Here is a 12128-nt window from a genome sequence, read left to right as displayed (position 1 = left end):
GAAATTACCATTTAACAAAAAGGTTTAACAATGGTTCAAGTTATTCAAGGAAAAGATATCACCCTAGCCCAACTCATAGATCAATTTGGGCTACAACGTGCAGACAATGAACAGTTTTTTTTTGAGTGGCAGCAAGATTTACCTGAGTTGAGTGATTTAGAAAAGCAATCTCTCAACCAAGTCAAGGCAGAATATTTGCATTTATCCCGCTACCAAATTTTAGAACCTGTAGTCAAAATGGTGGTGCTATCTCCACTATTGCGTCTAGCAGGTTTTTATCAACCGCCTTTTTATATCGCCTCGGAAGAAGAGGTAAGAATTTCTTCTGAAGACGAAGGCACAATTATTAGAGGACGTATTGATATTTTGGTGTTTCATCCTCCATTTTGGGTTCTCGTTATTGAGGCGAAACGAGCAGAATATTCTTTGGAGGTAGCAATTTCTCAAGCATTAGCTTATATGTTGGCTAATCCTGGTAATGATAAACCTACATTTGGTTTTGTAACCAATGGTCGAGAATTTCAATTTATTAAGTTGACGAAACAGGATACACCAAGATATGCATTATCTTACACACTGTCGCTCAATCGTGGGGATGACCTAGATACTGTGGTAAAAGTGTTAAAACGCCTAGCTTATTTAGTCTGTAATTCGTAGTCTCTGTGCTAACATACCCTACCAAATTTGTATTTCATAATTTTTAATTTTTAATTTTAATTGTTTATGACCCAGTATCAATATCAAGTCGGTGGTAGCCTGCCTCAAAATGCACCAACTTATGTTAGACGGCAAGCTGACCATGACCTCTATGAAGGCTTGAAGGCTGGGAATTTTTGTTATGTACTCAATTCCCGGCAGATGGGGAAATCTAGCTTGCGAGTGCAGGTAATGCAGCGTTTGCAAACTGAGGGATTTGCTTGTGCTGTTGTTGATATTACAGCTATTGGAACGGCAGATATTACACCAAAACAGTGGTATGCCGGGGTGATTGATACTCTAGTGGGAAGTTTGAATATTTATACAACTTTTGATTTAGATGCTTGGTGGACTGACAACGTTTTGCTTTCACCAGTACAGCGTTTGAGCAAGTTTATTGAAACGATTTTACTAAAAACAATTACTGAAAAGATTATTATTTTTATTGATGAAGTTGACAGTGTTCTGAGTCTTTCATTCAACTTAGATGACTTTTTTGCAATTATCCGCGATTGCTACAACCGACGAGCAGACCATCCTGAATATAATTACCTTACCTTTGCTTTGATTGGAGTGTCTACGCCTTCAGATTTGATTCAAGACAAACGCCGGACACCTTTTAATATTGGACAGGCAATTGATTTAACTGGCTTTCACCTCCAAGAGGCGCAACCCTTGGCACACGGATTGGCAGAAGTGGACGATTCTCAAGAGTTGATGCAGGTGGTGCTGGACTGGACGGGGGGACAGCCGTTTTTGACACAAAAAGTTTGTAAATTACTAGTGCAGGGGGGACTAGAGACTAAGAACTGGGGGTTAGAAGCTGAGGATTGGGTGGAAGAGTTGGTACGCAAGGAGATTATTGGGTATTGGGAGACGCAAGACGAGCCGGAGCATTTGAAGACGATTCGAGACAGAATTTTGCAGAGTGGGGAACAGAGGACTGGGCGATTGTTGGGATTGTATCAGCAGATTTTGCAGCACGGAGAGATAGTAGCTGATGATAGTCCTGAACAAACGGAACTGCGGCTGACGGGGCTGGTAGTGAAGCGGGAGGGAAAGTTACAAATTTATAACCGGATTTATGCAGAGGTGTTTAAGCAGGAATGGTGCGATCGCATCTTAGCAAACTTGCGTCCTTACTCCGATACATTCAACGCCTGGGTTGAGTCTGAATGTCAAGATGAGTCGCGCTTGTTGCGGGGAAAGACTTTGTATGATGCTCAAGAATGGGCAGTAGGTAAAAGTTTAAGTGATTTGGACTATCAGTTTTTAGCTGCTAGCCAGGAATTAGAAAAGCGCGATGTGCAGAAAAGGCTGCAAGCAGAGGAACAGGCAAAGCAAGTTTTAGCAAAGGCAAACCACAAAGCTAATCAACGGATTCGTATTGGTTCTTTGGTGTTAGGACTGACTGGGCTGGGGGCAGTTGCATCATTAATATTTGCTCAATATGAATTGGGACAAGCAGGAACAGCAAAGGCAGAAAGAGATAATGCCCAAACAGAATTAAATAATGCTAAGACAGAAACCGCAGCAACCAAGCAAGAGAATCAGCGAATATTGGCAGACAATGCCAAAATATCACGCGACAATCAAAGGATATCGGAACAGGCAGCACAGGCAAAACGGAATCTTAGTAACGCCACTTCAAAACTGAATGCTGCAAATGCCAAAGTGAATCAGGCACAGCGAAATCTGAAATTAGCAGAAAACAAAGTCGCAGCAGCTAGTGCAAAGGCTAGTCAAGCTGAAGTACAGGCAAACCAAGCAATTCAACAACGACAAGAGGCACAACAGCAGCGTCAAAAAGCTGTTGCAGATTTAAATCGGGCAAGGCAAGAACAAAAGCAGGCACAAATTGCTCTGAATGCGGCAGTCGATGCCAGAAAAGTTGCTTTAACGGCTACGCGATTGGAACGAGATGGAACAAATGCGTTGCGACTGTTTGAGACTTCGAGGAAATTTGATGCTCTGCTATTAGCAATGGAGACGGCAGGAACATTAAAAAGTTTGATTAAGGATAAACAGTCTTTAGCAGACTATCCAGCATACAGCCCTTTGTTTAGTTTACAGAGAATTCTATCTAGTACCAATATTCGTGAACAAAATCGCTTAGAAGGCCATCGCGCTCAGGTCAACAGCGTCGTGTTCAGCCCGGATGGCAAAACTTTAGCTTCTGCTAGTTGGGATAACACCATTAAATTGTGGAATCGGGAGACGGGCAAAGAAATTACTACTCTTACTGGGTATGGCAATTGGGCCAACAGCGTTGTGTTCAGCCCGGATGGCAAAACCTTAGCTTCCGCTAGTCGTGATAACACCATTAAATTGTGGAATCGGGAGACGGGCAAAGAAATTACTACTCTTACTGGGCATATTGCTGAGGTCAAGAGCGTCGCGTTCAGCCCAGATGGCAAAACTTTAGCTTCCGCCAGCGCTGACCACACCATCAAATTGTGGAATCTGGATACGGGCAAAGAAATTACCACTCTAACTGGGCATAGCGATATTGTCTTCAGCGTCGTGTTCAGCCCGGATGGCAAAACTTTAGCTTCTGGCGGACAAGACAACACAATAATTCTGTGGAATCTGAATTTAGATAATTTAATGGCGCAAGGTTGCAGTTGGCTCAAGGTTTATTTGATTAGCCATCCTGATGCGCTTAAAGTCTGTCCAAGGCGGTAGAGATGAGGGAGATGTGGTTCGACTTCGCTCACCAACCGGGAAATGAGGGAGCTATGGGGAGTTAATATTCAAAAAGAGCGATCGCTTGGTAAATTAGAGATGCGATCGCAGTTTTGAACTCGGTATTTCAAGTTCCGAACACCAATGACCGAGCAAAAAGGTCAAACCTCCGAGTTCCGAACACCAATGACCGAGCAAAAAGGTCGAACTTCCGAGTTCAAATCTTGAAGTCCCCAGTTAAGTCAGCAAATAGCCACTCTATATTCTGCTTAATTTCTACAATCCAGCTAAACTGTATGGTATTATTAGCAACTAGTTGTACGTCACTATCTAAGTAGATGACCTCTGGCTGGGTCGGCGGTTGAATTTGCGATACCATAGCTTCGCCCTCAGAAGGATATTTAATCGCGATGCTTCCAAACCAGCAGACTCTTAAGGATGTCTGCGCCATGAATCTGAAACGATAACTCACAAAAACAGTACGATTGTTCTACTATAAACTAATTAAAGATAGTATTATTAAGGACTGTTTCATAGGAAACTCCCTCTTCGCCGCCCAATATGTCAGACAAACAGCTAGCAGCATCCTTGAATGGACATCTTCCGTACCCCAGCCACAACAGCCAGAATACCATTCGGATTCGGGGTGCTAGGCAGCATAATCTGAAAAATATTGACTTGGAATTGCCACGCGATCGCCTGATTGTCTTTACTGGCGTTTCTGGTTCTGGTAAGTCTTCCCTAGCCTTTGATACCATTTTCGCTGAAGGGCAACGTCGCTATGTCGAATCCCTCAGCGCCTACGCCCGGCAATTTTTAGGACAACTGGATAAGCCGGATGTAGAAGCCATTGAAGGCTTAAGTCCAGCAATTTCTATTGACCAAAAGTCAACGTCTCATAACCCCCGTTCCACTGTCGGTACGGTGACAGAGATTTACGACTATTTGCGGTTGTTATTTGGTCGGGCTGGCGAACCCCATTGTCCGATATGCGATCGCTGTATTGCACCCCAGACAATCGATGAGATGTGCGATCGGATCATGGAATTACCAGATCGCACCCGCTTCCAAATTCTTGCACCCGTTGTTCGGGGGAAAAAAGGCACACACCGTAAGCTTTTGTCAAGTCTGGCATCTCAAGGTTTTGTCCGCGTGCGGATCAATGGCGAGATCCGCGAACTGTCAGATTCCATTGAATTAGATAAAAACTTTACCCACACCATCGAAGTGGTAATTGACCGCTTGGTGAAAAAGGCTGATATCCAAGAGCGTTTGGTTGATTCCCTGTCTACGTGTCTCAAGCAATCGGGTGGGATTGCAGCCATTCTGGTGAGTCTACTTGGTGACGACGGACAAGAAAAAGAAGAAGAGTTAGTATTTTCGGAAAACTTTGCTTGTCCAGAACATGGCGCGGTAATGGAGGAACTATCACCGCGATTGTTCTCATTTAACTCACCTTATGGTGCTTGTCCACACTGTCATGGCATCGGGACTTTAAGAAGATTTGCGCCAGACTTGATCGTACCCGACTGGGAAGCGCCAGTTTATGCTGCGATCGCGCCTTGGTCAGAAAAAGATAATTCTTATTACTTGGAATTACTCTATAGCGTGGGGCAAATTTATGGATTTGAGTTACAAACAAATTGGAGCAAGCTGACAGAAGAACAGCAGCAAATTATTTTGTTTGGAGAGAAAGATGAACGAGCCGCAGAAGCACAGAGGAAGCAGAGTTTTAAAGGTGCTATTCCAATTTTGCAACGGCAGTATGAAGGTGGTTCGGAATTAGTTAAGCAAAAATTAGAGCAGTATTTAATTGACCAACCGTGTGAAGTTTGTAAGGGAAAACGCTTAAAACCGGAAGCCTTGGCGGTGAAGTTGGGACAATATGGAATTTTAGAATTGACTACCGTATCAATTCGAGATTGTCGAGAGAGAATTGAGCAATTCAAGTTGAGCGATCGCCAGTTACAAATTGCTGATTTAGTCCTGAGAGAAATCAAAGCCAGATTGCAATTCTTGTTGGATGTAGGTTTAGATTATCTCACCCTTGACCGTCCCGCCATGACCCTTTCCGGTGGCGAAGCCCAACGGATTCGTCTAGCAACGCAAATTGGTTCTGGTTTAACAGGAGTTCTTTACGTTTTAGATGAACCGAGTATTGGTTTGCATCAACGAGATAATGGCAGGTTGCTCAAAACCTTAACAAAATTGCGCGATTTGGGTAATACATTAATTGTCGTTGAACACGATGAAGAAACAATTCGTGCAGCCAACTACATCGTTGATATTGGCCCTGGTGCAGGAATTCACGGCGGAAATATTATCGCCCAAGGTGATTTTGAGGCGTTATTAGCAGCAGAAGATTCCTTGACGGGTGCATATTTATCAGGAAGGCGAGTAATTACCACACCAGCAGAACGCCGAGAAGGAAATGGGCGCAGTTTGGGAATTAAAAATGCCCATCGCAACAATTTACAGAATATAGATGTAGACATTCCATTAGGTAAACTCGTCTCCATCACTGGTGTGTCTGGTTCTGGCAAATCTACCCTGATTAACGAATTACTCTACCCATCTCTGCAACACCATTTAACAAAGAAAGTTCCCTTACCGAGACATTTGGATAAAATTCAGGGATTAAACGCGATTGATAAAGCGATCGTTATCGATCAATCTCCCATTGGACGCACGCCACGTTCCAACCCTGCAACTTACACAGGAATTTTCGATGCCATTCGGGATGTATTTTCCCAAACAGTAGAAGCGAAAGCTAGGGGTTACAAACCCGGACAATTTTCTTTCAACGTTAAAGGTGGACGTTGCGAAGCTTGTAGCGGACAGGGTGTGAATGTTATTGAAATGAACTTTCTCCCGGATGTTTACGTGCAATGCGAAATTTGTAAAGGTGCAAGATACAACCGCGAAACCTTGCAGGTGAAGTACAAAGATAAGTCAATCTCTGATGTACTGAGAATGACAGTTGAGGAAAGCTTAGACTTTTTCCAGAATATCCCCAAAGCGATCGCGCGTTTGCAAACTTTATTTGATGTCGGCTTGGGTTATGTCCAATTAGGACAACCTGCTACAACCTTATCAGGTGGTGAAGCACAACGGGTAAAATTAGCAACAGAACTATCTCGACGCGCCACAGGTAAGACACTTTATTTAATAGATGAACCGACAACAGGGTTATCTTTTTACGATGTCCACAAATTGTTAGATGTGTTGCAACGATTGGTAGATAAAGGCAATTCAATTTTAGTAATTGAACACAACTTAGATGTAATTCGTTGTTCTGATTGGGTGATAGATTTGGGGCCAGAAGGTGGCGACAAAGGTGGAGAATTGATTGCTGTGGGAACACCGGAGGAAGTTGCAAAAAATCCCAGGTCTTATACTGGGCAATATTTAAAGCAGGTGTTGAAACAGTATCCGGCGGTGAAATCTTAGTTTTTTCAAAGTAGGGTGCATTATATAAAACTAAACCATCCTATTTCTAAATTTTATAGCAATGAGGTAATACCAATGAAATTATTAGATGTGGTTGCCCTAACCGAAGGCTTACCAGAGGTGGGATTGCATCACGGTCAAGTAGGAACGATTGTGGAAGAATATGAACCTGGAGTTTTTGAAGTAGAATTCAGCGACTTAACAAAAAAAGCTTATGCGGTAGAAACTTTAAATGCTAGCCAGCTAATGACTTTATATCATCAACCAATTGGTGGAAAAACTTTATTGGTTTAACAAAATCAACAAATAAACAAGCTTGGCTCAACGTTAAAAAACTTACCTAAAGCTTCAGCTTGTTTTTTAGTGATTTCTAGTTTGTTATTCATGATTTTAGTAACAATCTCGCTTGAACCCAGAATTTCTACCAAATCAGCTTGTTCCAAACCTCTAGCTTCCATCAAATGCAAGATTCTTGAGCGAGGTGTTGAGGAATTAAGCTGATAGTGCTTATCTTCAAAATCCTCAATCAGTTTTACTAATAATTCCAGTAAAGCATCTTCTTCAGGAGTCGGATGAGAACGAGAAAGCAGTTCTTCAACAGTCTCTAAAAACTTCTCGTTTTCCTCTTCTGTCTTAATAATCCGAGGTTGATGTTGAGACAGTAAGTGGCTGTAAATTTCTGAGTTAAAAATAAAGGTCATTTTTCCAGTTTGCTTTGTCATACTTCTTCTGAACCATCAGAACTTTAGCCGAGTAAACAATGGCAGACAACAGGGTAAGCGCATCTCAAACCCTATTGACACATTAGACATCTCCAGAAATTAAATATGCGTTACCCAGAACCCTTGTAGAGACGTAGCAGTGCTACGTCTCTACATTCATTTTCGGAGATGTCTATTAGTTCTGGGGTTCATCCAAAGCACAAATAAGTTCAAAATTACTACACTGAGCCAAGAGGTGGGATTGATATTTCCGTATTTATGTGGTAAAAGAAACATAAAAAGCTATTTGACCCATGTTTTTCAATCATTTACGGCAATAAGTCGTCCTATTTCAAATGAAAATCGATATTTAAATAGAGTCTTATTAAATATAATCTTAAGTTTTGTCTGTATAAATAACTATAAAATTAGAGGACTTAGCCTGTATGATCAACCAAATTTTAGGAAAAATTATGGGTCAGAAAGATACCCAAGAGGAGATATGTCAAGGTACCCTTAAAGAAATACAAGAAGAAATTCGTCAACTGCTAGAAGAAATACAAAATAAACTTCAGACGGTAGAATCGCAGAATCTAAGAGAGGATATTCAGGAAGAAATTGCCAACCAAATATCATTGTTACAACGCTTTGAGGAATACATTTTAAAAGTTCAGAAGCGTAAACCTAATAGTATAGCTGAGTGTATTGCTCTGAAATCAAAGCTAAAATCAGTTAAAGTAGCTGTGATTTTTCTGCTAACAATAAAGCAAAGAAGGCAAGAAAAAATAGTTCTCGCCAAAAATATAAGACACAACCTTGAGTATTTTATCAACAGCAAAGAATTTCTGGGTTTAACAAAAACTTTTTTTAAGAGAGCTGTTCGAGAATGGTCAGCACCAACTAAAATTTTGCTTGGGCTTGCAATAGCAATGCCAATCTATTCGATTGTAATTCCTGGAGTTTATGTTGTCACGGTTACACTCACAACACTTGCTAAAATAGATACATTAACAGCAAGTTTGAAAAATGATAATCCTGTGCCTAACCCCCTCAAAGCAAGCCAAATACAACTATTTTTTGAAAGGTCTACTTTAATAATGGTAGCTGGCTTTGCTGGAACATTTGGCAGTATAATTAGCATTTTAATTCGGCTTAAAAAATATCAAGACAGTGATTACAAAGGTTCGGCTGCTCCTATTTTAGTTGGTTTTGCCAAGCCTTTGATTGGGACAGCGTTTGGCATCTTAATCTTTACAATTATTAACTCCAACATTATTTCAACTATACAAGTTCCTAAGTCTCAAGAACAGGAAGATACTAATATTAAGTACTATTTCTTCTTTTCAATTGCATTTATAGTCGGTTTTAGTGAACGGCTAGCTGATGATATCATCCAACGAGCAGAAGGCGTTGTCATACCAACAGAAACTGTAAGCAAACTTGAAGAAGCAGGAGAAAATTTTCAGAATTCTGCAAAAGACATTCAGGGAGCAGGAGAAGATTTAAAGCATGGTGCAAAAGACATTCAAGGAGCAGGAGAAGATTTAAAACGTGGTGCAAAAAATATTCAGGAAGCAGCAGAAGATTTAAAATATAATGTAGTTAGTGAGCAAGCAATACACCGTACTGAATCCTCTCAAGCAGATAGCTCACAAAATCAAAAACAATAAGCCTTAGTAAGCGTATAAACTGAAGTTTAAGCTAGTAATAAGGAAAGTAAGAAAACTTGATTTTCTAGAGGGAGGATAGCCTCAAGCGAAAATTTGTTTCTTAAATCATTTTTCCTAGTCCGTAAAAGGGGAATGCGTAGCAGCTAATTAGCTCTTTCCTCCCTTTTGCCAAAACTGCCGTAATATCTCACTTGGTTTTCTATCCCATGTGTCAATATGCTCGTATATCAAATTATCTTGATTGAGCTTATACGTTGAATAGCCATTAAAAAGCAACCCAGCTTTCCAAGGAACGCGCAACACTCCTCGCACCGTCCACTTGGCTAAGATTGTATCTTTATCTGACTGATAAACCTCATGTACATCAAAGTAAATTTGGGTAAAAAATAGCCGAGCATGAAATCGCAAAGTCCAAAAGATAATGCGATAGTTAAATTTATATTTGAATGTATTTACCGGGTCTTTAAAATAGATATCATCTGTATAAATGTGATATGAAATATCTTTTTCAAAAAGTGTTGGTAAATCTTCTTTTAAAGTTTTAATTACCTGTTCCACCGATAATTGAGATTCCACGCGCATTTTCCTTTAAAAAATCTTTTTTAACAACCGTTGCCAAATTGAAGATGTCCTCTTGTTACTCACAGCACCCGCACTCAAATCTGACAGAGTGGGAAATGATGCAGACTTAGCATAAGGCCCATTTCGTAAAACTTTAGCTAGGGTATTGTTATTTTCGCGCAAACCTTCGTAAAAAAAGAATACTTCTCCTTGAATGCCAAGTTGACGATTGTATTCAATTGCCTGCACCAGATATTCTGGACTAATACAATAACTACCAAGTTTCATCAGTATTCCCGGTGCTAACTTGGGCAACGTCGCATCTGTGAACTGCTGATTTACTAGTTTATCAGCGATCGCAGCGTAACTCCTAAAGTCACGGCGGTAAATCTGCGGCTGAATCATATCGACTATTCCCCGCTTCAACCATGCAGGGGAGTCTTGCAGATATTCCTGGAATGCCCAATCATGGATATTAGGTGCGATCGCTACTAATAAATTAGAATTAACTGCTTTCACCTCCCCGTAGAGACGCGCCAAAAACTCAGTAAGAATATCTGCACGCCACTGTAACCATTGCCTATCTTTGGGATTCTCTGGTGGATTGCGATCGAATTCTTGGCGATAGCGGCTGACAGTTCCCTCATCATAGCCACCTTCACAGGGGAATGCTGGGAAGCGATCATCACCTTGAACACCATCCACATCATAATTATTTACAACTTCCAGCACCAAGTTCAAGAAGAATTCCTCTACCTGTGAGTCGAGTGCATTCAACCACTCAAAGCCGTTTTTCTTCAGTAAATTGCCGTTATAATCACGCGCAGCCCATTCCGGTTTTTTCTGTAAAAGTACACCGCCATTCAAATTGTAAGAACTAGCAAAACCGTATTCAAACCAAGGAATTACTTTTAACCCAACTCGTCGCGCCTCAACCACCACCTCTTCTAAAGGGTCACGACCTACAGACATAGGGTCAATTTCAACCCCAAAAGTCTGCTGCATTGTTTGACTAGGATACAGAGTTACTGCCTTATTCCAAACAACGGGAAACACCACATTAAATCCTGTCTCAGCCAGAAAATCCATCGCCTCAGCAATACGTTCCTTTGACCTGAGAACCTTACTATCAGTAGTAGTCAGCCAAATACCACGGGTTTCTATTATTGCCATTTCTTTGAAGAAGAATTCAGGGGTCAGAATGGGCTAAACGCCCCGCTACCGCTAACAGGAGTCAGAAGCAATTAGTAGGCCAAATTTTCTTATTTTGTGGGGGTTTTAAACCCGATTATTCGTCCACCAATCGTACAGAATACCCAACTGAATTCTGACTCCTGACTCCTGAATTCTGTTTGATAAATTGAAATTCTCAGCACCGCACCATCTAAACATTGACTAGCCGACGATACCGCGCCTGTATTATTGTGTAAATTCCATAAGCAACCAAACCTAACGCCACAATACCCAAAAGCCATGCTCCGTTAGGCTGTTGCGCTAGCGTCTGTAATACTTCATCCAAACCTTCTGCGGTAGCGGCGTTAGATTGCCTTGCAGCTTCAATTAAAAACCAACCGATAATACAAAATACTATACCCCGTGCCGCCAAACCAAATCTGGAAATCCTCATTACCCATTGGGCTTGTGTGTTGCTTAATTGAGTTAAATTGAGTTCTTTACGAAATTTGCCACTAAAAGCTTGATAAAACTGATAGAAACCTAGAGCAATTACAAACACCCCTACAGTTCCAACTAACCATTCACCAAAGGGTTGAGAAAGCAAACGTGCTGTCGAATCTTCAGTAGAATCACTACTATTTTTACTACCGCCTGTACCCGTAACGATTTTCACAGCACTTAATGCTAAACTTGCATAAATCAAGCCATTAACTGCGTAACCAATTCGCACTGCCAAACCTTTGGCATCATTACCTTTTTTTTCTGGATCTTTAATTGCCTGTACAAAACGCCAGATTACATATCCAATCAAGCCAATTGCAACTAAAGCCAGTAAAAATTTACCAAATGGCTGGTTGACGATTGTTTCGAGAGCGCCTTGGGTATCAGTTGTTTTACCACCCCTGCCAAAAGCCACCTGTGCTGCCAGTAGTCCAACTATACCGTAAACTACTCCCTTAGAAACATAGCCAAATCGTCCCAGTCGCTCAACCCACAATGAAGCATGGTTTGTCAACTGTTGTGTCATGGTAGTTGGGGAGAATTATATTATATCTACCTTTTACCAACATTTACCCACGATTCACATCTACCCCAAGGCAAATTGTCTAATATTTTTGCAAAAAATCACTATCGGAATACTATCTTTCAATAGATGCAAAACCACTCAAAATAATATTACATATATAAA

General features: G+C 41.1%; 10 protein-coding genes. 5 read left to right on the top strand and 5 right to left on the bottom strand.

The window, feature by feature from the left end; genetic code table 11:
- The first annotated feature begins 30 nt into the window (after positions 1–30).
- Positions 31–657 carry a type I restriction endonuclease gene (locus GJB62_RS09825; RefSeq protein WP_114084241.1) on the top strand — a complete coding sequence of 209 codons (627 nt, stop codon included), beginning with the start codon at positions 31–33 and terminating at the stop codon, positions 655–657.
- Between the two features lie 66 nt (positions 658–723).
- The gene (locus GJB62_RS09820; RefSeq protein ID WP_114084242.1) at positions 724–3381 is read left to right on the top strand and encodes an AAA-like domain-containing protein; all 2658 of its coding nucleotides are present in this window, start codon (positions 724–726) and stop codon (positions 3379–3381) included.
- A gap of 217 nt (positions 3382–3598) precedes the next feature.
- On the opposite strand, the gene GJB62_RS09815 is transcribed toward GJB62_RS09820, so the two are convergent.
- Positions 3599–3760 carry a hypothetical protein gene (locus GJB62_RS09815; protein ID WP_181852907.1) on the bottom strand — a complete coding sequence of 54 codons (162 nt, stop codon included), beginning with the start codon at positions 3758–3760 and terminating at the stop codon, positions 3599–3601.
- A 182-nt stretch (positions 3761–3942) separates the two neighbouring features.
- Here GJB62_RS09815 and uvrA point away from each other — a divergent pair, with 182 nt between their 5' ends.
- Together uvrA and GJB62_RS09805 are read left to right on the top strand one after the other, a co-directional pair.
- Positions 3943–6831, top strand: a complete 2889-nt coding sequence (uvrA, locus tag GJB62_RS09810; protein ID WP_114084244.1) for an excinuclease ABC subunit UvrA — start codon at positions 3943–3945, stop codon at positions 6829–6831.
- A gap of 75 nt (positions 6832–6906) precedes the next feature.
- Complete coding sequence (locus tag GJB62_RS09805; RefSeq protein WP_114084245.1) at positions 6907–7125, top strand: DUF4926 domain-containing protein; 219 nt, start codon at positions 6907–6909, stop codon at positions 7123–7125.
- Between the two features lie 5 nt (positions 7126–7130).
- Here the strand turns inward: GJB62_RS09805 and GJB62_RS09800 are convergent, their stop codons facing one another.
- Positions 7131–7553 (bottom strand): transcriptional regulator, encoded by a 423-nt coding sequence (locus GJB62_RS09800; protein WP_245246128.1) that lies wholly within the window; start codon positions 7551–7553, stop codon positions 7131–7133.
- 425 nt (positions 7554–7978) lie between these two features.
- Here GJB62_RS09800 and GJB62_RS09795 point away from each other — a divergent pair, with 425 nt between their 5' ends.
- Positions 7979–9202, top strand: a complete 1224-nt coding sequence (locus GJB62_RS09795; RefSeq protein WP_114084246.1) for a hypothetical protein — start codon at positions 7979–7981, stop codon at positions 9200–9202.
- A 147-nt stretch (positions 9203–9349) separates the two neighbouring features.
- On the opposite strand, the gene GJB62_RS09790 is transcribed toward GJB62_RS09795, so the two are convergent.
- From GJB62_RS09790 to GJB62_RS09780, 3 genes are all read right to left on the bottom strand, one after another.
- On the bottom strand, positions 9350–9778 hold the full coding sequence (locus GJB62_RS09790; protein ID WP_114084389.1) for a DUF2358 domain-containing protein: 429 nt from the start codon (positions 9776–9778) through the stop codon (positions 9350–9352).
- Positions 9779–9790: 12 nt separating this feature from the next.
- A complete protein-coding gene (locus tag GJB62_RS09785) occupies positions 9791–10936 on the bottom strand; it encodes a family 10 glycosylhydrolase (RefSeq protein ID WP_114084247.1) in 1146 nt (381 codons plus the stop codon).
- Positions 10937–11147: 211 nt separating this feature from the next.
- On the bottom strand, positions 11148–11966 hold the full coding sequence (locus GJB62_RS09780) for a DUF1206 domain-containing protein (protein ID WP_114084248.1): 819 nt from the start codon (positions 11964–11966) through the stop codon (positions 11148–11150).
- Positions 11967–12128 lie beyond the last annotated feature (162 nt).

It is taken from the genome of Nostoc sp. ATCC 53789 (genome assembly GCF_009873495.1).
In the GTDB taxonomy this organism is placed as follows: Bacteria; Cyanobacteriota; Cyanobacteriia; order Cyanobacteriales; family Nostocaceae; genus Nostoc; species Nostoc muscorum_A.
Note: the sequence above shows the minus strand (reverse complement) of the source record. Positions and strands in the feature narration are given on the sequence as shown.

Bases quoted from the DNA above. Each gene is read 5' to 3' on its own strand.
- GJB62_RS09825 (WP_114084241.1), top strand. From the start codon at position 31: ATGGTTCAAGTTATTCAAGGAAAAGATATCACCCTAGCCCAACTCATA.
- GJB62_RS09820 (WP_114084242.1), top strand. From the start codon at position 724: ATGACCCAGTATCAATATCAAGTCGGTGGTAGCCTGCCTCAAAATGCA.
- GJB62_RS09815 (WP_181852907.1), bottom strand. From the start codon at position 3,760: ATGGTATCGCAAATTCAACCGCCGACCCAGCCAGAGGTCATCTACTTA.
- uvrA (WP_114084244.1), top strand. From the start codon at position 3,943: ATGTCAGACAAACAGCTAGCAGCATCCTTGAATGGACATCTTCCGTAC.
- GJB62_RS09805 (WP_114084245.1), top strand. From the start codon at position 6,907: ATGAAATTATTAGATGTGGTTGCCCTAACCGAAGGCTTACCAGAGGTG.
- GJB62_RS09800 (WP_245246128.1), bottom strand. From the start codon at position 7,553: ATGACAAAGCAAACTGGAAAAATGACCTTTATTTTTAACTCAGAAATT.
- GJB62_RS09795 (WP_114084246.1), top strand. From the start codon at position 7,979: ATGATCAACCAAATTTTAGGAAAAATTATGGGTCAGAAAGATACCCAA.
- GJB62_RS09785 (WP_114084247.1), bottom strand. From the start codon at position 10,936: ATGGCAATAATAGAAACCCGTGGTATTTGGCTGACTACTACTGATAGT.
- GJB62_RS09780 (WP_114084248.1), bottom strand. From the start codon at position 11,966: ATGACACAACAGTTGACAAACCATGCTTCATTGTGGGTTGAGCGACTG.